This is a genomic window from Herpetosiphonaceae bacterium, assembly GCA_036374795.1.
Classification (GTDB): Bacteria; Chloroflexota; Chloroflexia; order Chloroflexales; family Kallotenuaceae; genus LB3-1.
This window is the reverse complement of the sequence record DASUTC010000037.1, coordinates 1-21,962: the sequence shown is the minus strand read 5'-3', so window position 1 is coordinate 21,962 and position 21,962 is coordinate 1. Positions and strand designations below refer to the sequence as shown.

The 21,962-nt window shown below is 59.8% G+C and carries 35 protein-coding genes and 1 pseudogene; 1 reads left to right on the top strand and 35 read right to left on the bottom strand.

The genetic code is table 11. From position 1 onward, the window contains the following. Positions 1 to 82: 82 nt before the first annotated feature. Positions 83 to 1,612: a YifB family Mg chelatase-like AAA ATPase gene (locus VFZ66_02185; protein HEX6287964.1), complete on the bottom strand. Its 1,530-nt coding sequence runs from the start codon at positions 1,610 to 1,612 to the stop codon at positions 83 to 85. Between the two features lie 230 nt (positions 1,613 to 1,842). On the opposite strand from VFZ66_02185, the gene VFZ66_02180 reads away from it, so the two are divergent. Further along, positions 1,843 to 2,949: a DNA methyltransferase gene (locus VFZ66_02180; GenBank protein HEX6287963.1), complete on the top strand. Its 1,107-nt coding sequence runs from the start codon at positions 1,843 to 1,845 to the stop codon at positions 2,947 to 2,949. A gap of 6 nt (positions 2,950 to 2,955) precedes the next feature. On the opposite strand, the gene VFZ66_02175 is transcribed toward VFZ66_02180, so the two are convergent. From VFZ66_02175 to rplC, 34 genes and pseudogenes are all read right to left on the bottom strand, one after another. Next, complete coding sequence (locus VFZ66_02175) at positions 2,956 to 3,408, bottom strand: hypothetical protein (GenBank protein HEX6287962.1); 453 nt, start codon at positions 3,406 to 3,408, stop codon at positions 2,956 to 2,958. 128 nt (positions 3,409 to 3,536) lie between these two features. Beyond that, a complete protein-coding gene (rpsI, locus tag VFZ66_02170; protein ID HEX6287961.1) occupies positions 3,537 to 3,938 on the bottom strand; it encodes a 30S ribosomal protein S9 in 402 nt (133 codons plus the stop codon). Positions 3,939 to 3,949: 11 nt separating this feature from the next. Continuing rightward, entirely contained in the window at positions 3,950 to 4,420 is a 471-nt protein-coding gene (rplM, locus tag VFZ66_02165) for a 50S ribosomal protein L13 (GenBank protein HEX6287960.1), read from the bottom strand. A gap of 2 nt (positions 4,421 to 4,422) precedes the next feature. Then, entirely contained in the window at positions 4,423 to 5,220 is a 798-nt protein-coding gene (truA, locus tag VFZ66_02160) for a tRNA pseudouridine(38-40) synthase TruA (protein ID HEX6287959.1), read from the bottom strand. Between the two features lie 57 nt (positions 5,221 to 5,277). Beyond that, positions 5,278 to 5,688: a 50S ribosomal protein L17 gene (gene rplQ, locus VFZ66_02155; GenBank protein HEX6287958.1), complete on the bottom strand. Its 411-nt coding sequence runs from the start codon at positions 5,686 to 5,688 to the stop codon at positions 5,278 to 5,280. A 27-nt stretch (positions 5,689 to 5,715) separates the two neighbouring features. Next, positions 5,716 to 6,678 (bottom strand): DNA-directed RNA polymerase subunit alpha, encoded by a 963-nt coding sequence (locus VFZ66_02150; protein ID HEX6287957.1) that lies wholly within the window; start codon positions 6,676 to 6,678, stop codon positions 5,716 to 5,718. Between the two features lie 96 nt (positions 6,679 to 6,774). Further along, positions 6,775 to 7,413 carry a 30S ribosomal protein S4 gene (rpsD, locus tag VFZ66_02145; GenBank protein HEX6287956.1) on the bottom strand — a complete coding sequence of 213 codons (639 nt, stop codon included), beginning with the start codon at positions 7,411 to 7,413 and terminating at the stop codon, positions 6,775 to 6,777. A 119-nt stretch (positions 7,414 to 7,532) separates the two neighbouring features. Beyond that, positions 7,533 to 7,922, bottom strand: a complete 390-nt coding sequence (gene rpsK, locus VFZ66_02140) for a 30S ribosomal protein S11 (protein ID HEX6287955.1) — start codon at positions 7,920 to 7,922, stop codon at positions 7,533 to 7,535. A gap of 212 nt (positions 7,923 to 8,134) precedes the next feature. After that, on the bottom strand, positions 8,135 to 8,518 hold the full coding sequence (gene rpsM / locus VFZ66_02135) for a 30S ribosomal protein S13 (GenBank protein HEX6287954.1): 384 nt from the start codon (positions 8,516 to 8,518) through the stop codon (positions 8,135 to 8,137). 38 nt (positions 8,519 to 8,556) lie between these two features. Beyond that, a complete protein-coding gene (gene rpmJ, locus VFZ66_02130; GenBank protein ID HEX6287953.1) occupies positions 8,557 to 8,673 on the bottom strand; it encodes a 50S ribosomal protein L36 in 117 nt (38 codons plus the stop codon). A gap of 88 nt (positions 8,674 to 8,761) precedes the next feature. Further along, a complete protein-coding gene (gene infA, locus VFZ66_02125) occupies positions 8,762 to 8,998 on the bottom strand; it encodes a translation initiation factor IF-1 (protein ID HEX6287952.1) in 237 nt (78 codons plus the stop codon). 14 nt (positions 8,999 to 9,012) lie between these two features. Next, a complete protein-coding gene (map, locus tag VFZ66_02120; protein HEX6287951.1) occupies positions 9,013 to 9,786 on the bottom strand; it encodes a type I methionyl aminopeptidase in 774 nt (257 codons plus the stop codon). Positions 9,787 to 9,791: 5 nt separating this feature from the next. Then, the gene (locus tag VFZ66_02115; GenBank protein HEX6287950.1) at positions 9,792 to 10,454 is read right to left on the bottom strand and encodes an adenylate kinase; all 663 of its coding nucleotides are present in this window, start codon (positions 10,452 to 10,454) and stop codon (positions 9,792 to 9,794) included. A 64-nt stretch (positions 10,455 to 10,518) separates the two neighbouring features. After that, positions 10,519 to 11,865 carry a preprotein translocase subunit SecY gene (gene secY / locus VFZ66_02110; protein HEX6287949.1) on the bottom strand — a complete coding sequence of 449 codons (1,347 nt, stop codon included), beginning with the start codon at positions 11,863 to 11,865 and terminating at the stop codon, positions 10,519 to 10,521. 153 nt (positions 11,866 to 12,018) lie between these two features. Next, entirely contained in the window at positions 12,019 to 12,507 is a 489-nt protein-coding gene (gene rplO, locus VFZ66_02105) for a 50S ribosomal protein L15 (GenBank protein ID HEX6287948.1), read from the bottom strand. Between the two features lie 3 nt (positions 12,508 to 12,510). Beyond that, positions 12,511 to 12,738, bottom strand: a complete 228-nt coding sequence (gene rpmD, locus VFZ66_02100) for a 50S ribosomal protein L30 (GenBank protein HEX6287947.1) — start codon at positions 12,736 to 12,738, stop codon at positions 12,511 to 12,513. Positions 12,739 to 12,813: 75 nt separating this feature from the next. Continuing rightward, on the bottom strand, positions 12,814 to 13,347 hold the full coding sequence (rpsE, locus tag VFZ66_02095) for a 30S ribosomal protein S5 (protein HEX6287946.1): 534 nt from the start codon (positions 13,345 to 13,347) through the stop codon (positions 12,814 to 12,816). A gap of 93 nt (positions 13,348 to 13,440) precedes the next feature. After that, positions 13,441 to 13,806, bottom strand: a complete 366-nt coding sequence (rplR, locus tag VFZ66_02090; protein ID HEX6287945.1) for a 50S ribosomal protein L18 — start codon at positions 13,804 to 13,806, stop codon at positions 13,441 to 13,443. 132 nt (positions 13,807 to 13,938) lie between these two features. Next, positions 13,939 to 14,499, bottom strand: coding sequence for a 50S ribosomal protein L6 (rplF, locus tag VFZ66_02085; GenBank protein HEX6287944.1), 561 nt, complete (start codon positions 14,497 to 14,499; stop codon positions 13,939 to 13,941). A gap of 103 nt (positions 14,500 to 14,602) precedes the next feature. After that, entirely contained in the window at positions 14,603 to 15,007 is a 405-nt protein-coding gene (gene rpsH, locus VFZ66_02080; GenBank protein HEX6287943.1) for a 30S ribosomal protein S8, read from the bottom strand. Positions 15,008 to 15,078: 71 nt separating this feature from the next. Further along, positions 15,079 to 15,264 carry a type Z 30S ribosomal protein S14 gene (locus VFZ66_02075; protein ID HEX6287942.1) on the bottom strand — a complete coding sequence of 62 codons (186 nt, stop codon included), beginning with the start codon at positions 15,262 to 15,264 and terminating at the stop codon, positions 15,079 to 15,081. Positions 15,265 to 15,323: 59 nt separating this feature from the next. Then, positions 15,324 to 15,866 carry a 50S ribosomal protein L5 gene (gene rplE / locus VFZ66_02070; GenBank protein ID HEX6287941.1) on the bottom strand — a complete coding sequence of 181 codons (543 nt, stop codon included), beginning with the start codon at positions 15,864 to 15,866 and terminating at the stop codon, positions 15,324 to 15,326. Positions 15,867 to 15,938: 72 nt separating this feature from the next. Next, complete coding sequence (gene rplX, locus VFZ66_02065) at positions 15,939 to 16,280, bottom strand: 50S ribosomal protein L24 (GenBank protein HEX6287940.1); 342 nt, start codon at positions 16,278 to 16,280, stop codon at positions 15,939 to 15,941. A gap of 113 nt (positions 16,281 to 16,393) precedes the next feature. Continuing rightward, positions 16,394 to 16,762: a 50S ribosomal protein L14 gene (rplN, locus tag VFZ66_02060; protein ID HEX6287939.1), complete on the bottom strand. Its 369-nt coding sequence runs from the start codon at positions 16,760 to 16,762 to the stop codon at positions 16,394 to 16,396. A 17-nt stretch (positions 16,763 to 16,779) separates the two neighbouring features. Beyond that, a complete protein-coding gene (rpsQ, locus tag VFZ66_02055; GenBank protein HEX6287938.1) occupies positions 16,780 to 17,118 on the bottom strand; it encodes a 30S ribosomal protein S17 in 339 nt (112 codons plus the stop codon). Between the two features lie 2 nt (positions 17,119 to 17,120). Beyond that, entirely contained in the window at positions 17,121 to 17,330 is a 210-nt protein-coding gene (gene rpmC, locus VFZ66_02050; GenBank protein HEX6287937.1) for a 50S ribosomal protein L29, read from the bottom strand. Next, positions 17,317 to 17,763, bottom strand: coding sequence for a 50S ribosomal protein L16 (rplP, locus tag VFZ66_02045; GenBank protein ID HEX6287936.1), 447 nt, complete (start codon positions 17,761 to 17,763; stop codon positions 17,317 to 17,319). The genes rpmC and rplP overlap by 14 nt, the downstream gene beginning before the upstream one ends. A gap of 295 nt (positions 17,764 to 18,058) precedes the next feature. After that, positions 18,059 to 18,682, bottom strand: a pseudogene (rpsC, locus tag VFZ66_02040) (30S ribosomal protein S3). Continuing rightward, positions 18,683 to 19,024 (bottom strand): 50S ribosomal protein L22, encoded by a 342-nt coding sequence (rplV, locus tag VFZ66_02035; protein ID HEX6287935.1) that lies wholly within the window; start codon positions 19,022 to 19,024, stop codon positions 18,683 to 18,685. A 9-nt stretch (positions 19,025 to 19,033) separates the two neighbouring features. Then, positions 19,034 to 19,321 (bottom strand): 30S ribosomal protein S19, encoded by a 288-nt coding sequence (gene rpsS, locus VFZ66_02030; protein HEX6287934.1) that lies wholly within the window; start codon positions 19,319 to 19,321, stop codon positions 19,034 to 19,036. Positions 19,322 to 19,496: 175 nt separating this feature from the next. After that, positions 19,497 to 20,324 carry a 50S ribosomal protein L2 gene (gene rplB / locus VFZ66_02025; GenBank protein HEX6287933.1) on the bottom strand — a complete coding sequence of 276 codons (828 nt, stop codon included), beginning with the start codon at positions 20,322 to 20,324 and terminating at the stop codon, positions 19,497 to 19,499. Positions 20,325 to 20,326: 2 nt separating this feature from the next. After that, complete coding sequence (rplW, locus tag VFZ66_02020; GenBank protein HEX6287932.1) at positions 20,327 to 20,626, bottom strand: 50S ribosomal protein L23; 300 nt, start codon at positions 20,624 to 20,626, stop codon at positions 20,327 to 20,329. Next, positions 20,626 to 21,282, bottom strand: coding sequence for a 50S ribosomal protein L4 (rplD, locus tag VFZ66_02015; GenBank protein ID HEX6287931.1), 657 nt, complete (start codon positions 21,280 to 21,282; stop codon positions 20,626 to 20,628). The genes rplW and rplD overlap by 1 nt, the downstream gene beginning before the upstream one ends. 9 nt (positions 21,283 to 21,291) lie before the next feature. Beyond that, the gene (gene rplC, locus VFZ66_02010; GenBank protein HEX6287930.1) at positions 21,292 to 21,924 is read right to left on the bottom strand and encodes a 50S ribosomal protein L3; all 633 of its coding nucleotides are present in this window, start codon (positions 21,922 to 21,924) and stop codon (positions 21,292 to 21,294) included. Between the last annotated feature and the right edge of the window lie 38 nt (positions 21,925 to 21,962).

Below are 21,962 nucleotides of genomic sequence, written 5' to 3'. Positions count from 1 at the left end.
CCAAGAACAACGAAACCGGGTACTCTGCCCGGAGGGTACCCGGTTCTTTGTTTATCTGTTCTCGCAGAAATAGGAGCAGCGTTTACTCCGCTCTTCTCGGTCGATACTGCAACGCCTCGGCCAGATGCGCCGGGCTAATCTGCTCCGCATCCGCCAGATCCGCGATCGTCCGTGCCAGCTTCAGCACGCGATGATAGGCCCGCGCCGAGAGCTGAAGCTGGCGCATCGCCGCACGCATCAGGCTTTGCCCCGCGCTGTCCAGCCCGCACCACTGCCGGATCTCCGCCGCGCCCATGTCGGCGTTCGTTAGCAGCTTCGTGCCGGATGCTCCTTGGGCGAAGCGGCGGCTCTGCCGCTCACGCGCCGCCGCCACCCGCTCCCGAATCGGCGCGGATGGCTCGCCCAGCCGATCCGAGGTCAGCTTGTCGTAGTTGACCCGTGGCACGTCGACATGTATGTCGATGCGGTCGAGCAGCGGCCCTGAGATGCGCTTGCTGTAGCGCGTCACCGCCGACGGCGGGCAGACGCACTGCCGCTCGGTATCGCCGTAGTAGCCGCAGGGGCAGGGGTTTTGAGCCGCGACGAGTGTAAAATTCGCCGGGAAGGTCAGCGTGCCCGATGCGCGGCTGATCGTGATCACCCGATCCTCAAGCGGCTGGCGCAAGACTTCAAGCACCGCCGTCGGAAACTCCGGTAGCTCGTCCAGAAAGAGCACGCCGCGATGCGCCAGCGAGATCTCGCCCGGACGAGGCATCCGCCCACCGCCGACCAGACCCGCGTGCGATGTGGTGTGATGCGGCGCGCGAAATGGCCGCTGGCGAATCAGGGGCGTGCCCGGCGGCAGCTTCCCGCTGACCGAGTAGACCTTGGTCACTTCCAGCGCCTCGTCTGCGCTCATCGGCGGCAGAATCGACGGCAGCGCCCGCGCCATCAGCGTCTTGCCGGAGCCGGGACTACCGTTCATCAGCAAATTGTGGCCGCCGCTCGCCGCCACCTCCAGCGCCCGCCGCACATGCTCCTGCCCGCGAATCTCGCGAAAATCGACCGGATAGCTCGACTCCTCGGTGTGCGCCGACGCATGCATCGTAAAGGGCGGAATATAGCGATCACCGTTGAGATGCGCCGCCACCTGCGCCAGCGAGCGAACCGGAATGATCGTCATGCCGTCCACCAGCGCCGCCTCAGGCGCGTCCTCGAACGGCACATACGCCGTCAGCAGGCCCTCGCGCTGCGCGATGCTGACCATCGGCAGGATGCCCTCGGTGTGCCGGATCGTCCCGTCAAGCGATAGCTCGCCGATAAAGATCGAGCGCGACACATCCGCCGCGATCTGCCCCGACGCCAGCAGCAGGCCCACGCCGATCGGCAGATCGTAGGCCGGACCCGCTTTACGCAGATCGGCGGGCGCGAGATTCACCGTGATCCGCTCCATCGGAAAGGTCGCCCCCGAATTGCGGATCGCCGATCGCACCCGCTCCTTGGACTCCTGCACGGCGGTGTCGGGCAGCCCGACGAGATTCAATGCCGGTAGGCCACGCGCAATATCAACTTCCACCTCAACCAGCGCGCCTTCAAGGCCGATCACGGCGCAGCTAAAGACCTTGGATAGCATGTATACTCCTGGGACAAGACAACACAGGGGGGCGTAGATATAGCGATTATAGAGCAGATCGGCCCGAAAGACTCTACTCAATTGATCTCGTGTCGGACGAATGGCAGCGTTACAGCCCTCCGAAGATCCGTACAGGGAAGCGCATCGAAGGTCAGCGCTGCCTGCACTTGCCAGTTGCCAGCCATCTTGTTAACATGCAGCCGCCCACCACTCCTTTGTAGCGAGGCATCATGCAGCTAGACCACATCTACCACGGCGACTGTCGCGACGTACTGGCGACGCTTCCGGACAAGAGCGTCGATCTCATCTTTGCCGATCCGCCCTACAACCTGCAATTGCAGCAGGAGCTATGGCGGCCCAATCAGACCAAAGTCGACGCCGTCGATGATGCCTGGGACCAGTTTTCGAGCTTTGCCGCCTACGACGAGTTTACCCGCGAGTGGTTGACCGCATGCCGCCGCGTGCTCAAAGACACCGGCACGATCTGGGTGATCGGCAGCTATCACAACATCTACCGCGTGGGCAGCATTCTGCAAGACCTGGGGTTTTGGTTTCTGAACGATGTGGTTTGGTTAAAATTTAATCCTATGCCCAACTTCCGAGGCGTGCGCTTTACCAACGCTCATGAGACGCTGCTATGGTGCAAAAAATCGCAGGATCAGAAGCGCTACACCTTCAACTACCAGGCGATGAAGCAGTTCAACGACGAGAAGCAGATGCGCAGCGATTGGCAGATCCCGATCTGTACCGGCGCTGAGCGCATTAAAGTCGACGGCGTCAAAGCGCATACCACACAGAAGCCGGAGGCCCTGCTCTACCGTGTGATCCTTGCCAGCTCCAACCCAGGCGATGTCGTGCTCGATCCGTTTTTCGGCACCGGCACCACGGGAGCGGTCGCCAAAAGGCTCAACCGCCATTTCATCGGCATCGAGCGAGAGGCGCGCTATATCGCGGTAGCGCGCGAGCGGATTGCCGCCGTGCAGCCAGCGACCAGCGATGCCGAGGTCTATGGTCAGTATGCCACCAGCCGCAGCGCGCCGCGCCTGCCATTTTCAGCGCTGCTCGCGTGCGGCCTCTTGCAGCCTGGGCAGATGCTCTACTTCGATCGCAGGAGCGATCTCATGGCGACGATCCTCGCCGATGGCACGCTGCGAGCAGCCGACGGCACCAGAGGCTCGATCCATAAGCTCGGCGCGCACCTGGCTCAGGCTATAGCCTGCAACGGCTGGACCCACTGGTACTATCAGGACCAGACCGGCGCGTACATCGCGATCGACGTGCTGCGCGAGCAACTGCGACAGCGCTACCAGCAGCCGGACCCGACCGACAGGGCGTAGGCGGTGTCACGCGCTATGCACCCAGCGCCCGCGATTTAGCTGCTCGCGACGCAGCAAAAACAGCAGCGCATAGGCATAGGCATGCTCTGCGGTCGCGCCGTCGAAGGCGTACTCCTGATCGAGGTGACTGATCGTACAGCGATAGCCGACCGGATTCCACATCAGCATCACCATTGGATTATCGCCGCCGAGCCGAAGCTGAATCGCCTCGCGAAGCTGCTCCTCAGACGGCAGCCAGATCACATCGGCCAGCAGCACATTGTCGAGCGCCCACTCGGCGGTGCCATGAAACATCACCGTGTACTCGCCGTTGACCGGCTGCACCAGGATCGTGAGATCGTTGAGCGTAAACACCTCGTCGGCAAGCTCTCCACCTGGGACCATAAAGTTATCGCGCTTGGCCGGGTGCCAATCCAGCCCGGCCTCTTTCAGTTGCAGCGCAAGCTGAGGATCGATCATGCCTCCTCCTCCCTGTAGCTCGCTTGCGACTCATCGCCGTCGCACGTAGTTACAGCGTATACCCAAAAAACAAGCTCCCTCGACAAGCGAGAGAGCTAGCTACAACGACGTTCGATCTATGGTACGCTTTAGCGCTTGGTGTAAGTCGGAGCCTTACGAGCGCGACGCAGACCCGGCTTCTTGCGCTCTTTCATGCGCGGATCGCGCGTCAAGAATCCGGCCTTCTTCAGCACCGGGCGTAGCGTCTCGTCGGCATCCAGCAGCGCCCGCGCGATACCGTGACGCACCGCCTGGGCCTGGCCGCTATCGCCGCCGCCGCGCACCTTCACCAGCACATTGAAGGAGCCCTGGTTGTTGGTCAGCACCAGCGGGCTCTGGATCGTGTGATGCAAAAACTCGCGCGCGCCGAAGAACTCCTGGGCAGAGCGGCCATTGACCACAAACTCGCCCGTCCCTGGGAAGAGTCGCACGCGAGCAACCGCAGTTTTGCGGCGGCCAGTCCCCTGATAATAGCGTTTCTGTTCAGCCATGTTCCGCTCCATTACTTAGCATTCTTGGGGTTCGGAATAACGTAGAGCTTGGGCTGCTGCGCTGTATGCGGATGGCGCGGCCCTGCGTACACATGCAGCTTCTTCAGCAGCTTGCGGCCCAGGCGATTTTTCGGCAGCATGCCCTTGACCGCAAACCGAATAATCCGGTCTGGGTGCCGCTGGCTCATAACACGATAGGTCGTCTCTTTCAAGCCGCCGGGATAGCCTGAGTAGCTATAGTACATCTTTTGTTCCGGCTTCTTGCCCGTCACTTCAATCTTCTCAGCATTCACCACCACCACAAAATCGCCGTTATCCATGTGTGGCGTGAATGTTGGCTTATGTTTACCGCGCAGGAGCGTGGCGATCTGCGTCGCGAGACGGCCCAGGATCAGACCCTCTGCGTCGATGAGGTACCACTCACGCTGGATCTCGGAAGCTTTAGGGCTCCAAGTGCGATAGGTTTGCGCTTTCGTTGCCATTATTACTCTCCAAATAGCCCGACATCGGTCGTGCCTGCCGGTCGTTTACCCATGTGTTCCGGGTACGTTACCGACATCAGATATAATCCATGTGGTGGCGCAGTTGGTCCTGCCTGTGCCCGATCGCGGCTTTCAAGAATCCGCGCCACCTCCTCGGCGGCGAGCTTACCTCGTCCAACCAGGAGCAGTGTTCCAACGATCGTCCGCACCATATGCCGCAAAAAACCACTGGCTGCCAGATCGATCGCGATCATCCGCATGCCGTTGTGGCGTTGCTCACCGCATCGAGCGACAAAACACTCGCGTACCGTCGGTCCTTCGGGCGTGCTGCCGAACGCGGCGAAATCATGCACGCCTTCCAGCACCTTCACCGCCTGTCCCATGGCTTCGACATCGAGCGCATCGTCGATATGCACTGCCTGGTGCCGCAGCAGCGGTGATCGCCAGCGCTCCAGCAGCAGCAGATAGCGATAATCGCGCCGTACCGCGCTGTAGCGCGCGTGGAAATCGTGGGGTACGTCCCACGCCTGCCGTACGCTGATGTCGTCCGGCAGCAGCGCGTTCAGCGCCCGCTGCACGGTTGGCACATCATGCCGTGTCGGCGTTCGCGCGTTGGCAACCTGTCCCAGCGCATGAACACCGGCATCGGTTCGGCCCGCGAAATGCCACCGGATCGTCTCGCCCGTCAGCCTGTGCCAGGCCGCTTCGAGCTCGCCCTGCACGGTCCGTCCATTGGCCTGAAACTGGGAACCGACCAGCCGCGTGCCATCGTATTCCAGTTGCAGAGCAATGTTTCGCATGAGAGCTACAGACGCCAGGCGGCTACAGTCGTGCAGCGCCAGCCGCCCGCATTGTCGTTACACCAGCTCGATCACCGACATCTCAGCGGCGTCACCTTTGCGCTGACCAATCTTGATAATGCGCGTGTAGCCGCCGGGCCGATCGGCGTAGTCGGGCGCAACTTCCAGCAGCCGCTGCACGGCCTGCTTGTTGTTGCCCAGCTCCATCAGGCCACGTCGAAAGACCTCGGAGCGACGATGGCGCAGCATATCGCGCTCCGCCTCAGGAGCCGCCTCGATCTGCTGCGTCGTCGGCACGTGGCGCGCCATCGTGATCAGCTTCTCGATTTCGGGCCGAATCGCCTGAGCTTTCGCGTGGGTCGTTGTAATCTTCCGGTGCTCAAGAATCGCCGACATCAGAGCGCGGTACAGATGCTTGCGCTCTTTCGAGGTGCGATTTAGCTTTTTACCAGCGACGCGATGCCGCATCGGGTAGCCTCCTCTTTCGTGTTGTAGCTAGCCTGCTGCCTGCGACGCATCGCCGTTGCTGCTCGGCAGATAGCCATGCTCAACCAGCTTTTCCTTGATCTCGTCGATCGACTTCGAGCCAAGGTTACGCACAGATAACAGATCTTTCTCGTCCATCTGCAAAAGCTGCCCGATCTTCGTAATATCGGCGCGCTTCAGACAGTTATAGGTACGTGTCGTCAGTTCAAGCTCTTCGATCGGCGTGTCGTACACCTCAGGCGTGATGCCTTCTATGCCGTTGCCCGCCGCTGCCACCTCAGTCGACTGTTCGGGTCGGCTGAAGCTGGCGATCTTCTGGCTGTACTCGCTCAACACCTGCGCGGCATGGCTTAGCGCATCGCCCGGCTTGATCGTGCCGTCGGTCCAGATCTCAAGGATCAGGCGATCGTAGTCCGTCACGCCGCCGATACGGGTATTCTCAACCACATAGTTGACCCGCGGAATCGGCGTGAAGATCGCGTCGACCGGAATCTCGCCAATCGGCACCGGATCACGGTTTTCGACCGGCAGATAGCCGCGATGGCGCTCGACTGTCATCTCCATGTCCAGGCGTGCGTCGTCGTCGTCCAGGGTGGCGATGTAGTGATCGGGATTGACGACTTCGACGTTGCTCGGCGCGTCAATGTCGCGGGCACGGACCTCGCCGCGTCCATACTTCGACAGATGGATCTTGACGGGACGCTCCGCATACGAGCGCAGACGAATGCCCTTGATATTCAGCACCAGCTCGGTCACGTCCTCTCGAACGCCCGGAATAGTACTAAACTCGTGGTACACGCCATCGATCTTGATTTTGGTAATCGCCGAGCCTGGGATCGACGACAGTAGGACGCGACGCAGCGCGTTGCCTACCGTATGGCCGTACCCCGGTTCGAGCGGCTCGATGCGAAACCGTGCATAATTTTCAGCCGCGCGCTCTGCTTCAATTTTTGGCAACGCCAGATCTAGCATTTGCCTTCCTCCATCAAACCCGGTTCAAAGTTCAAAGCTCCGAGCTCAAAAACACCCTGAGCGTTGAACCTTGAACCTGCAACACCGAACTCATACTTAGCGGCTGTAGAACTCGACGATCAACTGCTCGTTGATCGACAGATCCAGCTCAGCGCGCTCAGGCAGACGCAGCACGCGACCGCCCAGGCTTGCCGGATCGAGCGAGAGCCATTCCGGCACCGCTTTCTTGCGCAGAATACCGCTGGCATCGAGATCTTTGAAATAGGTTCGCCCACGGCGATTTTCGCGCACGGCAACCTCGTCGCCCGCGCCGACCACAAACGACGGAATGTTTGTCTTGCGGCCATTGACCTGGAAGTGACCGTGCCGCACCAGCTGACGCGCCTGCTTGCGCGAGTCGGCGAAGCCCAGGCGATAGACCACGTTGTCGAGGCGGCGCTCCATCAACTGGAGCAGCGTCGCGCCCGTCTGGCCGCGCGTGCGAGCGGCAATGCCGTAGTAGCGGCGGAACTGCTTTTCCAGCACGCCGTAGATGCGGCGCACTTTCTGCTTCTCGCGCTGACGCACGCCGTAGTCGGAAACCTGGCGGCGGCGGAAGGAAGAGCCGTGCTGGCCTGGAGGAGTATTACGTCGCTCGATAGCGCACTTGGGCGACAGGCAGCGCTCGCCCTTCAACATCAACTTAACGCCTTCCCGTCGGCACAGCTTGCAGACAGGACCTCTGTATCGTGCCATTCCTTTGTTCCTCTGTAGATAGTACAGGGCAGTTTACACGCCGACGGCGCTTCATCCTGCACACGCTTTCCGATCGCGGACGCGGCCTCAGCTCCACGCGCCACGCCCGCCGATCTTCGTTAAACGCGGCGTCGCTTTGGTGGACGACAACCATTGTGCGGGATCGGCGTGACATCGGTGATCGCCAGCACCGTCAGCCCTGCCGACTGGAGCGAGCGAATCGCCGACTCGCGGCCCGATCCCGGACCTTTGACGAACACCTCAACCTGGCGCATGCCGTTGTCCATCGCCTTGCGCGCGGCATTCTCAGCCGTCACCTGCGCGGCGTAGGGCGTGCTCTTGCGCGAGCCACGGAAGCCATGCATGCCCGCGCTGGACCACGAAACCACGTTGCCCTGCGGATCGGTGATCGTCACAATAATATTGTTAAACGTCGCCTGAATATAGGCGTTGCCCCTCGGAACATTCTTGCGTTCACGGCGGCGTCCACGCTGCGGGCGGCGAGCCACCCCCGTCTGCTGCTTTGCCATGCGTACTCCCTATGCCCAAATCGGGCAAATTCGCAATTCACAATTCACAAATCTCGTCGCAGCCCTGAGATCGAGAACATAGAACAAAGAACATAGAACAGCCATCTTTTCTATTGTTCTTTGTTCCCAGCTCTGCATTCCGGTTTGGGCGCTCCACTTGTGGATTGGGAACTGAGAACTGCGATATACCACTACTTCTTGGTTGCTTTCTTCTTGATCCCGATCGGCGAGCCCTTCTTACCGCGCCGCGTGCGAGCGTTCGTCTTGGTGCGCTGGCCGCGCGTCGGCAGGCCACGGCGGTGGCGCAGGCCACGGTAGCAGCCGATGTCCATCAGCCGCTTGATGTTGAGCTGCACCTCACGGCGCAAGTCGCCTTCGGTCTTGTGCTCCCGATCGATCACCTCACGAATGCGGTTAACCTGCTCTTCCGTCAGATCGCGCACGCGCGTCCCGCCTGCAATGTTGAGTCGCCCGAGAATTTTCTGGCTGGTCGTCAGACCAATGCCATAAATATACGTCAGCGCGATCTCAATCGTTTTGTTGCGGGGAATATCAACCCCACTGATACGAGCCATGTGTCCTCCATCGCGTAGTCGCTGAAACTACGGAACCTCTAACCCTGCCGCTGCTTGTGCTTGGGATTTTTTGCACAGATGATGCGCACAATCCCGCGCCGCTTGATGACTTTGCAGTACTCGCAGCGCCGCTTCACGGATGCACGAACTTGCATTTTCGACCTCCCCAACAAACACACACAGACCCCCCGCCCCTTCCTGAACAGGTTAGGAGCGACGAGCCTTGGACCCTGTTACCGAACTCTACCTGTAGCGATACGTTATGCGTCCACGAGTTGGGTCATACAGCGAAAGCTCGACCACCACCCGATCGCCTTTCGAGATACGAATATAGTTCATCCGCATCCGCCCGGAGATACTTGCCAGAATCGGCTGCTCAATGTTATCGAGCTGAACCCGAAACATGGCATTGGGCAGCGGCTCGATCACCGTACCTTCGACTTCAAGCACATCCTTTTTTGCTTTGTTCGACTGTGGCATACAATCCTAAACTGTTAATCGACCCGCTGTGTCAAAATGTCTGGCTCACCATCCGGCGTTATCGCTATGGTATGCTCAAAATGCGCAGATAGTGTACCATCTTTTGTCACAACTGTCCAACCATCATCCAGCTCGACGATCTCGTACGAGCCTTCGGCAATCATCGGCTCGATCGCCATCGTCATGCCGGGCCGCAGGATCAGCCCGGTTCCCGGCTTGCCAAAGTTGGGAATGTTCGGATCTTCGTGTAAGCGCCGCCCGACGCCGTGGCTACACAGCGCCCGAATCACGCCGTAGCCGTAGCTCTCCGCATGCTGCTGAATCGCCCAGCCCAGATCGCCGAGCCGCTGACCGGCCCGCGCTTGCCCTAGCGCCGCCCACAAACATTGCTCCGTAACATCCAGTAGCGCCTGCGCGTTTGGTGCGACCGTCCCTACCGCATAGCTCCACGCCGAGTCGCCGACGTAGCCGTCCAGCACCGCGCCGATGTCCACGCTGATGATGTCGCCTTCGTCAAGCGCGCGCGGCCCTGGAATCCCATGCACGACGACCTCATTGACTGAGGCGCAGATCGAGCCGGGGAAGGGCGGCGCGCCCGCCATCCGGTAGCCCAGGAACGGCGAGCGGCCTCCGTTTCGCTCCAGGTGGTTATAGACCAGCGTATCAAGCTCTTTCGTCGTCACGCCGGGCTTGATCGCTTCGCGAACCAGCGCATGACACTCGGCGACGAGCCGCCCGGCTCGCCGCATCTTTTCCAGCTCTTTGCGCGACTTCAGCACGATCGGCATTGGCGCTAGTGCTCCTGCCCGTTCTTAATACCCAGCTCATGCACCAGCCGCATGGTGACATCGTGAATATCGCCCAGGCCATCCACTTCATGCAGCAGACCCATCGAGCGATAGTGATCGATCAGCGGCATTGTCTGCTGAAAATACACATCCAGCCGGTGGCGGGCGGTTTCCATGTTATCGTCGGAGCGGGTGTACAGATCGCCGTCGCAGAGATCGCAGACGCCCTCTTCCCTTGGCGGAGAGTAGTAGATATTGTACGGCGTTTGGCAGCTGCGGCAGGTCTGCCGCCCGACGATCCGCTTCAACAGCACATCGCGCGGCGCGTTCAGAAAGATCACCGCGTCGATCGTCTGGTCGTGCTCTTCGAGCGCCTTCGCCAGCGCGTCGGCCTGCTCTTTGGTCCGTGGAAAGCCGTCAAAGATCACGCCCTGGCGGCAATCCTCCTGAAACACGCGGTCCAGGATCATGCCGATCACCACATCGTCCGGCACGAGTTCGCCGCGATCGACATAGGATCGCGCCAGCAGGCCCATCTCCGTCTCATCGCGCATGTGCTGGCGAAACAGCTCACCGCTGGCGATATGTTTCAACTGTGTTTTTTCTTCCAGTACCGCCGCTTGGGTACCTTTGCCTGCACCGGGCGGGCCGACGAGAATCACGTTCATGGTGCACTACTCCATCTGCTCATCGCTGAACCGCGATAGCAACATTGCCATCCTGGCATGAGCGCTAGCTGCTCAGGTACCCTTCGTAATTGCGCATCATCAACTGCGCTTCCAGCTGTCGCATCGTATCGACGGCCACACCGACCACAATCAGGAGCGCGGTTGAGCTGACACCGACATTGGCAACGCCGGTCAGCCCCGCCGTAAGATAGGGCAGCACCGCGACGGCACCCAGGAAGATCGCGCCCGCCAGGGTAATCCGATTCAGCACGCGCCCTAGATAGACCTCGGTGGCCTTGCCGGGACGAATGCCGGGGATAAAGCCGCCGTTATTCTTGAGCGACTCGGGCAAGTTCTGCTGCGCGAACAGCACGACGGTGTAGAAGTAGGTAAATCCGACCACCATCAAGAAGAGCAAGATCGAGTAAACGATACTGCTGGTGGCTGCCTGCGGGCTGAGCGTATTCATGATCCCACAGGCAATCGTATCGCCGAACGTGTATTCCTCAGGCTTAAGACTAAGGTTACAGAAATACGAGGCGACCGTGCCGGGGAACAGCAGCAGCGACTGGGCGAAGATCAGCGGGATCATCCCGGCCATGTTGACCTTCATCGGAATATGCGTGCGCTGACCGCCGTACACCTTATTGCCGCGCACACGCCGCTGATACTCGACCGGAATACGTCGCACGCCCTCTTGCACGACCACAATCAAGAAGATCGTCAGCAACGTGATCAGCAGGAACGCGACAAAGCCGAAGATATTGTTTCCAACCGCGCCACCCTGGATGAACTGGTACACATATCCATACAGGTTCGCAACGATTCCGCCGAAGATCAGCATCGAGATACCGTTGCCGATCCCCTTCTCGTCGATCAGCTCGCCCATCCAGATCAGCAGCATCGTGCCCGCCGTCATCGTCAGGATGATCGTGAAGGTCGGCAGGAAGTTTTGGGTGATGCTGAAGTCGAAGCCTTGCTCGAACAAGCCGCCGCCGCCCTGGCTGCCGCGCGCGATCGTCAATGTCTGACCGTACGCCTGGAGCAGCGCCAGCGGCACCGTCAGGTAGTAGCTCAACCGCTGAATCCTGTTGCGGCCTGCCTCGCCCTCCTTGGCCCATTCTTCCAACGCGGGGATGAGCGGCTGCAAAAGCTGTACGATAATCGATGCCGTAATGTAGGGATACACACCCATCGCGGCAACCGAAAAGTTTTGTAGCGCGCCGCCCGAAAAAAGGTTAAGAATGCCGAGCAGCGCATTGTCGTTGAGCAACTGCTGGATGCCTTCCGAGTTCGTGTACGGAACCGGAACGTGCGCGATCACGCGGTAGATCGCCAGTATCCCCAGCGTGAATAGGATTTTGGCTCGCAGATCGGCGATCTGCCATGATCTTCGAACAGCCTGTAGCATTGTGGTTGCAACTCCTGGAGGTCGAATAATTACCTTGAATTATACAAGAGGGAGGGCGAAGTCCCTCCCTCTCACTGACGGTAGTGTAACACAAAACATAGGGCTGAGCACCCAAAGGGGCGTGATTCGCTCACGCCCCTCTGTGCTACAGATTTAGAACCGTCCTCGGCGCGGTAAGCGCTTGACAACCGGCGCTCCGAGTTCAGTCACCGTACCCCCAGCCGCCTCGATCTTCTGGCGGGCGCTGGCAGAGAACTTATGCGCCGTGATCTTGAGCGGGCGGGTGACTTCGCCATCGCCCAGGATCTTGATCGGCTTCTTCAAGTTCTTGACCAGCCGCGCCTTCAGCAGCAGATCCGGCGTAATCTCATCGTGCTGCGACTCGGCCAGATCGCCGACGTTGAACACGTTGTACTCGATGCGGTAGCGGTTGAAGAAACCAACGCCGCGCTTGAACGGCATGCGCTTGGTGATCTCGTTCTGACCGCCTTCAAACGCGCGGTGCGGCCCGGCGCCCTCGCGTGCGTTCTGGCCCATCATACCGCGCCCGGAGGTCTTGCCCTTGCCCGAGCCGTGCCCGCGTCCGACGCGCTTGCTTTTATCGTTCGAGCCAGGCGCAGGCTTTAAATCATGCAGTTTCATGAGTTATCGCTCGCTTCCTGTTGCTGGCACGTCGTAGACGCGCGACGCATCGTTGATTTCTTCTACAGTCACCAGATGCCGCACCTTGAAGACCATACCGCGAATCACCGGCGTGTCTTCGTGGATCACACTCTGATTCAGCTTGCGCAGCCCCAACGACCGAACGGTCGCCTTCTGGTCCTCCGCATAGCCAATGGTGCTTTTCTTGTAGGTAATTTTAAGCTGTGCCATTGCTATCTCCAGACATCAACCGCCGTCAGGTATCAGCGCGGTGCTGGCCGCGCTGACCGTAAGCGACGACAGTGTTTATTCGCTACGGCGCGCCCGGCCCATTCGCCGCCGCAATTCTTCCGTCGTCAGGTCGCGGCGTCGCGCTTCTTGCTCAAGCGAGCGCAGTTGTCGGAGCGCCTCAAACGTCGCCTTCACAACATTTACTTTGTTGCTGGAACCAAGCGATTTCGTCAACACATCTTTGACGCCTGCCGCCTCCAACACCGCGCGCACGCCACCGCCCGCGATAACGCCGGTGCCAGGCGCGGCAGGGAACAGCACAACCTGCGCCGTCTTAAATTCACTTCTTACTTCGTGGGGAATGGTGTGCTCTTCCAGCTCCACACGGATCATGTTTTTCTTGGCCGCCTCGACGCCCTTGCGAATCGCTTCGGGCACCTCAGCCGCCTTACCCATGCCAACCCCAACGTTGCCTCTACCGTCACCAACTACCACGAGTGTGCTCAGGTTGAAGCGGCGTCCACCCTTAACCACTTTCGCAACGCGGTTGATCTGGACGACACGCTCCTCAAGCTCCAGGTCTTCGGCGTTAATTCGTGAGTTCGCCACGTTTCCTCCAGAACAGTTCCATGTTATGAGTTCCTAGCTCCAGGCTTCGGGCTGTCATGCTATAGCTAGGAACTAGAAACTCGGAACTTGAAACTAAAATTCCAGTCCAGCCTCGCGGGCTGCATCGGCGAGCGCCTTGATGCGACCGTGATACAGGTAGCCGCCTCGGTCGAAAACCACCTGCTTGATCCCGGCAGCCTGCGCGCGCTCTGCGATCAGCCGCCCAACCAGCTTCGCCTCTTCGACCTTGTTGTTGTCGCTCAGCAGTGACCGCATCGAAGCGTCCACCGTCGAAGCGGCAACCAGTGTGTGCTGACGCACATCGTCGATGACCTGTGCGTAGATATGCATATTGCTGCGGAATACATTCAGGCGTGGGCGCTGTGCCGTTCCGTTGATCTTTGAACGGATGCGGCGCTGGCGCTTGGCCCGCTGTTCCCGCCGATTAATCTGTGCCATATTGCGACATCCTCTCGCATCGGGCAGAGAATATATCCACTGCCATCAAGGATCGGGAAGAACAAAGAACATAGAACAAAGTGATCCATGACGGATCGTGGTTCTTTGCTCCGCTGTTCTCCGTTCTCGTTGTTACTTCTTGCCGCCCTTACCGGTCTTGCCAGCCTTGCCAGCTTTGCGGCGGATCGTCTCGGTCGAGTACTTGATGCCCTTGCCCTTGTAGGGCTCCGGCGGACGCAGACCGCGAATGTTGGCGGCAACCTCGCCGACAAGCTGCTTATCGGCACCTGAGACGATGACGGTGTTACGCTCGCCAACGTTCAGATCGATGCCATCGGGCGCTTCGACAATCACCGGATGCGAAAAGCCCAGCGACATCGTCAGATTCTTGCCGGTCTTGGTGGCGCGGTAGCCAACACCGTTGATCTCCAGCACTTTCTGGAAGCCGGTGCTGACGCCCACCACCATATTGTTCAGCAGCGAGCGGGTCAGGCCGTGCAGCGCTTTGTGGCGCTTCTCCTCGCTTGGGCGCGTCACGTTGATCGTGCCGTCCTCCTGATTGATCTTAATCTCAGGCGGCATCTGCTGGCTCAGCGTGCCCTTCGGGCCTTTCACCGTCACGAAATTATTGTTCGCGACATCTACTGTTACGCCTTTCGGCACAGAGATCGGCTTCTTGCCAATGCGCGACATGGCTCTCTACTCCTTAGGTGATTAGCGGAGCGCGCCCGTTGAAGAGCCGCGCGCCCGCTTTTTCCCCAGATAGGCCGGGCGCTCTAGCGAACGCCCGCAGGATTTACCAGACGTACGCCAGAACTTCACCGCCAACGTTCTGTCGCCATGCCTCGTAGCCGCTCATCACACCCTTGGGCGTCGACAGAATGGTAAGACCCATTCCGCCACGCACGCGGGGAATATCAGCGTGCTTCGAGTAGATCCGCAGACCTGGGCGGCTTACGCGCTTCAGCCCGGTAATCACTGGCTCCCGATCGGCGCTGTACTTCAGCGTGATCACAATATTTTCAAACGCTTTGCCGTCCATTGGCTGTACCGTAAAATCCCTGATAAAGCCTTCCTGCTTCAGGATTTCGGCGATAGCAACCTTCAGCTTCGACTTCGGCATCGTCACGGTAGCATGGCGCTGCATGCATGCGTTGCGGATGCGTGTCAGCATATCGGCAATTGGATCATTAAAACTCACGGTCAAGTCCTCCCCATGGAGCGAACGGTGCTGCACGATTCAATGTCAATATTTCGTACAGCGCTGCTCAATTACCAGCTCGACTTCGTCATGCCCGGAATCAGGCCGCGCAGGGCCATCTCACGAAGGCAAATACGGCAGAGAGCGAACTTTCGATACACTGCACGCGAACGACCACACCGATTGCACCGATTGCGCTGGCGCACGGCGTACTTCGGAGTCTGCTGGGACTTGACGATTAACGCTTTGCGAGCCAAAGTAGATTCCTCCTCACACGGTAGCCGCTCAACCTCGCGGTTGCTAGCTCCGGTGCATTTTAGTCACGGAACGGCATACCCATTTGCTTCAGCAGAGCATAGCCTTCGTTATCGTTTCTCGCAGAAGTCACGATCGCGACTTCCAGGCCACGTAGCTTGTCAACCCTGTCGTAGTCAATTTCGGGAAACACGATCTGCTCGCGCAGGCCGATGCTGTAGTTCCCACGGCCATCGAACGACCGGCGGCTCACGCCACGGAAGTCGCGGATACGCGGCAGCGCGATCGAGATCAGCCGATCCAGGAACTCGTACATCCGATCGCCGCGCAGCGTCACCATTGCGCCGATCGCCTGGCCCTGGCGCAGCTTGAAGTTCGCAATCGACTTGCGCGCGCGGGTGATCACCGGCTTCTGCCCGGCAATCGCGGTCAGGTCGCCGACAGCGGCATCCATCGACTTGGCGTTCTGCAACGCCTCGCCCATGCCGATGTTCAGCACGACCTTCTCGATACGCGGCACTTCCATAATATTCTGGAAGTTGAACTCTTTCATCAGCGCAGGTACGGCTTCCCGCTGATACTTTTCCCTCATTCGTACAGCCATAACACCCTCATTTGCAATCGGCAACCGGTTATTGGTCTTCCCAATCCTGCATTACAGATTACAAATCATCAACTAAGCATTCTTCGGCTGATCAATAGCTGCGTCGCACGCCTTGCAGTAGCGCACCTTGCGGCGGCTGACTTTGCCCTCGCCCTCCAGGATGCGATACCCGGTGCGCGCTGCCTTGCCGCAGCTCGGGCAGACCAGCATCACATTGGAAACATGCAGCGGCGCTTCGACTTCGATGATGCCGCCCCGCTGGCGCGGACCACGCGGCTTCATGTGCTTCTTGACCATGTTTACATTTTCGACGACAACCCGGTCTTTGCTGGGGATCGACCGCGTGATTTTGCCACGGCGGCCCTTATTCTTCCCAGAGATAACCAAGACTTCGTCACCAGTCTTGACGTGCATATCAACCTCTATCTTGGCAGTCAGCTATCTTCATCCGGCACGGTCTGCAACCAGAGCCAGCAGGATAGGATATTGTACCAAAACCTGCGGCGTGCTGCTCCTGCTGCCGGGTGTTACAGCGTTTCGGGCGCGAGCGACACGATCTTCATGAACTGCCGGTCGCGTAGCTCGCGGGCAACTGGCCCGAAGATGCGGGTGCCGCGCGGGTTGCCGTCCTGCCGGATCAAGACCGCCGCGTTATCATCGAAGCGAATATGTGAGCCGTCGGGCCGACCATATTCCTTCGACACGCGCACGATCACGGCCCGCACAACCTCGCCCTTTTTCGCGTTGCCGCCGGGTGCCGCATCCTTGACCGACGCGATGATGATATCCCCGACTGAGCCGGACTTCACCTTCGATCCACCCAGCACGCGAATACACATAATCTCTTTGGCACCGGTGTTGTCGGCCACCTTCAAACGAGTCTGTGGCTGAATCACGCCTGCACCTACCTTCCTTACTCAGCGATCTGATTGTCATCGGACGCAAGCTCAGCCTCGGCGTCCTTGATCGCGATTGGCTGATCTTTGTTACCGATGATCTCGACCACGCGCCAGCGCTTCAGCTTGCTCAGCGGGCGGCTTTCTTCGATCCGCACCGTGTCGCCGATCTGGCAGCGATTCTCTTCGTCGTGGGCGTAGAACTTGTGCGTCTTGCGCACCGTCTTGCGATAGATCGGGTGCGGGCGCAGGTAGTCTACGGCGACCACTACGGTTTTATCCATCTTGTTCGAGACGACCCGCCCAACCTTCTCTTTGCGGTTGACGGCCCGCTCGCCTGTCTGTCCCTGAGCCATGCTTACCTCCCGCCTTCAGCCTGTGCCAGCTCGCGCTCGCGCAGGATGGTCTTGATGCGGGCATATTCTTGCTTGAGTTGCCCGAAGCGCGCGGTATTCGTCAGGCGGCCCGTCTCCTTCTGGAAGCGAAGGTTGAACAATTCCTGATCGATCTCACGCAAGCGCTCTTGTAGCCGCCCGCTATCGAGCTGACGAATCTCATTCACCTTCATCGTGCGGAACCTCCCCTGCCGTCTCCTTCGCGATGATCTTGCACTTGATCGGCAGCTTCTGCGCCGCGCGCTGCAAGGCCGCCGTAGCGACATCCTCGCGGACACCGCCTAGCTCAAACATCACGCGGCCCGGCTTGACGACGGCGACATAGTACTCCACCGCGCCCTTACCCGAACCCATGCGCGTCTCGGCAGGCTTCTGCGTGATCGGCTTATCGGGGAAGATGCGAATCCACACCTTACCACCGCGCTTCACGTAATGCGTGATCGCACGACGCGCCGCCTCGATCTGGCGGCTATCGATCCACGCCTGCTCTACCGCCATGAGCCCGAAGTCGCCGAAAGCCACCGTCGTGCCGCGCCCCGAAATCTTGGTGCGCTTTTGCACGCCTCGGTGCATCTTGCGGTACTTCATCCGCTTTGGCATCAACATATCAATACCCTCTAGCCGTTCAAAACAAAGAACCAAGAACAGAGAACAAGGTATTTCTAGCGTTTCTCTTTGTTCTGTTGTTCCTTATTCTCGATTATTCGTCGCTCGTCGTCGCCTGCTGAGCCTGAGGCTGGCCCTGACCGCCACGGCCACGACCCCGACCACGGCCACCGCCGCCGCCCTCGTTGCCACCGGCACCCCGGCCCCGACCGCGACCGCGATCACGGCCCTCGTCCGGCAGCGGCGCTGCCTGGCGGCGAGCCGGCTCAGCGCGCTCCAGTGTGCCGTCGGCCCTCGGAAAGACCTCGCCTTTGTAGATCCACACCTTGACGCCGATACGACCATAGGTTGTGTGCGCATGCACCACGGCGTAATCGATGTCGGCGCGGAGCGTGTGGCGCGGAATCCGGCCCTGCATGTCATAGACGAAGCGCGCCATCTCGGCACCGCCCAGGCGCCCGGAGCACTTGACCATGATGCCTTCGGCACCCAAACGCATCGCCCGCTGCGTGGCCTGCTTCATCGCGCGCTTGAACGAGACACGCTTGGTGATCTGCTCGGCGATGCTCTCGGCGACAAGCTGAGCGTCCAGCTCAGGCTGGTGGATCTCGCTGATGTTCAGCTTGATCTTCTTGCCCGACAGCTTCTCCAGCTTGCCCTTGAGCACATCGACGTTCTGGCCGCGCTTGCCGATGACCACGCCCGGCTTTGCGGTGTGGATCGTCACCTCGACCTTGTTGGCGGCGCGCTCGATCTCAACGCGCGAAACACCAGCGCCGTCCAGCTCTTTATGCACCAGATCGCGAATGTGCCGATCCTCTTGCAGCAGCTCAGCATAGTTGCGGTCGGCGTACCAGCGCGACTGCCAATCTTTGATGTAGCCTAGACGAAAACCAATGGGATGTACTTTGCGACCCATTTAATACTCCTGACCGTCGTCCACGACCACGGTAATATGGCTCGATCGTTTGCGAATGATATTCGCACGACCTCGCGCACGCACATGCATCCGCTTGATCGCCGGTCCTTCATCGATCATGATCGTCTTGATCACCAGATCCTCACGGTCCATGTGGAAGTTATTTTCGGCGTTGGCCGCAGCCGACGCGACGGTGCGATAAATCTCGTGCGCGGCCTTGTGGGGCATGTTGCGCAAAATCGCGAGGGCTTGATCTACACGCTTTCCGCGCACCACATCGGCCACAAGACGTACCTTCTGCGGCGACATACGGAAGCCGCGTAGCATAGCTTTAGCTTGCATCATTGGCTCCTACTTCATCTTGCCGCGCTTGTCGGCCTTCTTACCGCCGTGGCCGCGGAAAAAACGGGTGGGCGCGAACTCACCAAGTTTATGCCCAACCATGTTCTCGGAGATGAACACCGGAACGTGGCGACGACCATCGTGCACAGCGATCGTGTGACCAACCATCTGCGGGAAGATGGTCGAATCGCGGGACCAGGTCTTGAGCACGCGCTTGTCGTTCGAGCGATTCAACATCTCGACGCGCCCCAGCAAGCGCAGATCAACATACGGTCCCTTTTTGGATGAGCGAGACATAGATAACCCTTCCTTTTCGACCAGTTCAACGTTCAAGGTCCAAAGCTCAAGATTAGATTCAACGTAGAACTTTGAACTCCGAACTTTGAACTTCGTTTGGGGAGAAGGCAGAGGTGGAGCATCAGCCCCGCTCCTCCGGCAGCACGCGCTGCACCCCTCTATCCCGGTACCTGTTTTACTTCTCGTTCCGTCGCCGAACGATATACTTATCGGTCTGCTTGTTGTTGCGGGTCTTCACGCCGTACGCGGGCTTGCCCCACTTGGTCTTGGGCGGCATGCCACGCGGCGCGCGACCCTCGCCACCTCCATGCGGGTGATCGATCGGGTTCATCGCCGAGCCGCGAACGTGCGGACGAATGCCCCGCCAGCGGTTGCGCCCCGCCTTGCCGATCACGATATTCTGGTGGTCGAGGTTGCCCACCTGGCCGAGCGTTGCCATGCAGTTGAGATGGACCATCCGCATCTCGCCCGAAGGCAGACGCAGCGTGGCATAGTTGCCTTCCTTCGCCATCAACTGCGCGACGGTGCCCGCCGAGCGGACGATCTGGCCGCCCTTGCCGATTTGCAGCTCGATGTTGTGAATCTGCGAGCCGACCGGAATATTGCGCAGCGGCAGCGCATTGCCCACGCGCACCTCCGCCGTCGGCCCCGACATAACGGTATCGCCGACGTTCAGGCCGAGCGGCGCGAGGATGTAGCGCTTCTCGCCGTCGCTGTACTCCAGCAGCGCGATGCGTGCCGAGCGGTTCGGATCGTACTCGATGCCGACGACCGTGGCCGGAACGCCAGGCTTGTTGCGCTTGAAGTCGATGATCCGATAGTGGTGATACGCACCGCCGCCACGGTGCCGCGCCGTGATGCGGCCCTGGTTGTTGCGGCCACCTGTGCGCTTCTTCGGCTCCAGCAGCGACTTTTCCGGCTCAAACTTCGTGATCTCCTCGAAGGTCGAGACGCTCATGCCACGTCGGCCAGCCGAAGTTGGCTTATATCGCTTGATGCCCATGCTTAGACCCCTTCGAAGATTTCAATTGGCTTGCTGTCGGGCGCGAGCGTCACAATCGCCTTCTTCCAATCCCGCGTAAAGCCTTGAGTAATGCCGTGGCGGGTGCGGCGGCGCTTGAGCTTGCCCCGTACGTTGACAATGTTTACGTCTTTGACGGTGACGCCGAAGATTTCCTCGATCGCCTTCTTGACTTCGATCTTGTTCGTCTCGCGCGCGACCTCAAAGGTATACTTGCCAATCTCGTTGAAGCGCGTGTTCTTCTCGGTGATCACGGGGCGAATAATAATCTTATGGGCGTTCATTATTCGGCCTCCTCATCCTGCGCCACAGGGCTGTTGCCCAGCCAGGCGCTGATCTTCTCAAGCGCGCCCTGCGGCATGAGCACATAGTCGTACTTAAGCAGGTCGATCACGTTCAGATACATCGCGTTGAGCGTCTTGACGTTCGGCAGGTTATTCGCCGATCGCGCGATCGCCTCGTTCTTCTCAGGCAGCACGATCAGCGTCTTGCTCTTGCCCATCTCGAACGCATTCAGCATCTCGACCACCGCCTTGGTGCGGATCGTCTCCAGCGCCAGCGCGTCGATAATGCGGATCTCGCCCGCCGCCTGCTTGGCCGAGAGCGCTGAGCGCACCGCCAGCCGCCGCATCTTGCGCGGCATGCGCTTGGTGTAATCGCGGGGCTTCGGGCCGAACACCACGCCACCACCGGAGTGATGCGGCGCGCGAATCGCGCCCTGACGCGCCCGTCCGGTGCCCTTCTGCCGATAGAGCTTTCGGGTTGAGCCGCGCACCTCACCGCGCGTGCGCGTGCTGTGCGTGCCCTGGCGAGCATTCGCCCGCTGGAACACCATCATCTGGTGCATAACCGGCACATTCGGTTCGATACCGAAAATATAATCATCGAGCTCGATGGTTCCGATCTGTGCGCCGGTCTGGTTATACAGTGTTGCTTGCATGTTTCTCACCTACTTCTTGGGCTTCACTGTCCGGCGAACATAGACGAGGCCATTCTTCGCCCCCGGAACCGAACCTTTGATCAACAATAGGTGCCGATCGCCGTCGACGCGCACCACGCGCAGCCGCTGGACTGTCTTGCGGTCGTTGCCCATCCGACCGGGCATGCGCTTGCCTTTCCAGACCTTGCCCGGGCTGGTGCCAGCGCCAAGCGAGCCGGGAGCGCGCTCGCGGTCGGACTGACCGTGCGTGCGCGGGCCGCCACGGAAGTTGTAGCGCTTCACAACGCCCGCAAAGCCACGGCCCTTCGACCAGCCCGTCACATCGACCAGATCGTCGGCGTTGAACAGATCGACATCGAGGGTATCGCCAACTTTATGATCATCGATGTTGTCGGCGGACATCTCGCGGATGTAGCGCACCGATACACCAGCACCTTTCATCTGGCCGAGCACGGGCTTCGTCAACCGCTTGGGATTGACATCGCCGAAGCCGATCTGCACGGCCTCGTACCCGTCGCGGTCGTGGGTCCGGATGCCGGTGACCCGGCACGGACCGGCCTCCACGACCGTGACCCGCTCGACCTGGCCGTCCTCGCCGAAGACCTGCGTCATCCCGAGCTTCCTGCCCAACAGCGCTGCCATCAGACGAGCTGGATCTGGATGTCGACACCCGCCGGGAG

What these genes read in the sequence shown, in the direction of transcription:
- rplF (HEX6287944.1), bottom strand. Translation starts at nt 14,499, where the DNA reads ATGTCGCGCATTGGCAAGAAGCCGATCTCTGTGCCGAAAGGCGTAACA.
- infA (HEX6287952.1), bottom strand. Translation starts at nt 8,998, where the DNA reads ATGCCACAGTCGAACAAAGCAAAAAAGGATGTGCTTGAAGTCGAAGGT.
- VFZ66_02185 (HEX6287964.1), bottom strand. Translation starts at nt 1,612, where the DNA reads ATGCTATCCAAGGTCTTTAGCTGCGCCGTGATCGGCCTTGAAGGCGCG.
- rplQ (HEX6287958.1), bottom strand. Translation starts at nt 5,688, where the DNA reads ATGCGGCATCGCGTCGCTGGTAAAAAGCTAAATCGCACCTCGAAAGAG.
- VFZ66_02150 (HEX6287957.1), bottom strand. Translation starts at nt 6,678, where the DNA reads ATGCTAGATCTGGCGTTGCCAAAAATTGAAGCAGAGCGCGCGGCTGAA.
- rpmC (HEX6287937.1), bottom strand. Translation starts at nt 17,330, where the DNA reads ATGAAGGTGAATGAGATTCGTCAGCTCGATAGCGGGCGGCTACAAGAG.
- secY (HEX6287949.1), bottom strand. Translation starts at nt 11,865, where the DNA reads ATGCTACAGGCTGTTCGAAGATCATGGCAGATCGCCGATCTGCGAGCC.
- map (HEX6287951.1), bottom strand. Translation starts at nt 9,786, where the DNA reads ATGCCGATCGTGCTGAAGTCGCGCAAAGAGCTGGAAAAGATGCGGCGA.
- rplW (HEX6287932.1), bottom strand. Translation starts at nt 20,626, where the DNA reads ATGAACGCCCATAAGATTATTATTCGCCCCGTGATCACCGAGAAGAAC.
- truA (HEX6287959.1), bottom strand. Translation starts at nt 5,220, where the DNA reads ATGCGAAACATTGCTCTGCAACTGGAATACGATGGCACGCGGCTGGTC.
- rpsS (HEX6287934.1), bottom strand. Translation starts at nt 19,321, where the DNA reads ATGTCTCGCTCATCCAAAAAGGGACCGTATGTTGATCTGCGCTTGCTG.
- rplX (HEX6287940.1), bottom strand. Translation starts at nt 16,280, where the DNA reads ATGCACGTCAAGACTGGTGACGAAGTCTTGGTTATCTCTGGGAAGAAT.
- rpsD (HEX6287956.1), bottom strand. Translation starts at nt 7,413, where the DNA reads ATGGCACGATACAGAGGTCCTGTCTGCAAGCTGTGCCGACGGGAAGGC.
- rpsQ (HEX6287938.1), bottom strand. Translation starts at nt 17,118, where the DNA reads ATGGCTCAGGGACAGACAGGCGAGCGGGCCGTCAACCGCAAAGAGAAG.
- rpsM (HEX6287954.1), bottom strand. Translation starts at nt 8,518, where the DNA reads ATGGCTCGTATCAGTGGGGTTGATATTCCCCGCAACAAAACGATTGAG.
- rpmJ (HEX6287953.1), bottom strand. Translation starts at nt 8,673, where the DNA reads ATGCAAGTTCGTGCATCCGTGAAGCGGCGCTGCGAGTACTGCAAAGTC.
- rpmD (HEX6287947.1), bottom strand. Translation starts at nt 12,738, where the DNA reads ATGGCACAGCTTAAAATTACCTACAAGAAAAGCACCATTGGCTATGCG.
- rplR (HEX6287945.1), bottom strand. Translation starts at nt 13,806, where the DNA reads ATGGCACAGATTAATCGGCGGGAACAGCGGGCCAAGCGCCAGCGCCGC.
- rplD (HEX6287931.1), bottom strand. Translation starts at nt 21,282, where the DNA reads ATGCAAGCAACACTGTATAACCAGACCGGCGCACAGATCGGAACCATC.
- rplO (HEX6287948.1), bottom strand. Translation starts at nt 12,507, where the DNA reads ATGAAACTGCATGATTTAAAGCCTGCGCCTGGCTCGAACGATAAAAGC.
- rplC (HEX6287930.1), bottom strand. Translation starts at nt 21,924, where the DNA reads ATGGCAGCGCTGTTGGGCAGGAAGCTCGGGATGACGCAGGTCTTCGGC.
- rplP (HEX6287936.1), bottom strand. Translation starts at nt 17,763, where the DNA reads ATGTTGATGCCAAAGCGGATGAAGTACCGCAAGATGCACCGAGGCGTG.
- rpsI (HEX6287961.1), bottom strand. Translation starts at nt 3,938, where the DNA reads ATGGCTGAACAGAAACGCTATTATCAGGGGACTGGCCGCCGCAAAACT.
- rplB (HEX6287933.1), bottom strand. Translation starts at nt 20,324, where the DNA reads ATGGGCATCAAGCGATATAAGCCAACTTCGGCTGGCCGACGTGGCATG.
- VFZ66_02175 (HEX6287962.1), bottom strand. Translation starts at nt 3,408, where the DNA reads ATGATCGATCCTCAGCTTGCGCTGCAACTGAAAGAGGCCGGGCTGGAT.
- rplE (HEX6287941.1), bottom strand. Translation starts at nt 15,866, where the DNA reads ATGGCTGTACGAATGAGGGAAAAGTATCAGCGGGAAGCCGTACCTGCG.
- rplM (HEX6287960.1), bottom strand. Translation starts at nt 4,420, where the DNA reads ATGGCAACGAAAGCGCAAACCTATCGCACTTGGAGCCCTAAAGCTTCC.
- VFZ66_02180 (HEX6287963.1), top strand. Translation starts at nt 1,843, where the DNA reads ATGCAGCTAGACCACATCTACCACGGCGACTGTCGCGACGTACTGGCG.
- rplV (HEX6287935.1), bottom strand. Translation starts at nt 19,024, where the DNA reads ATGCAAGCTAAAGCTATGCTACGCGGCTTCCGTATGTCGCCGCAGAAG.
- VFZ66_02115 (HEX6287950.1), bottom strand. Translation starts at nt 10,454, where the DNA reads ATGAACGTGATTCTCGTCGGCCCGCCCGGTGCAGGCAAAGGTACCCAA.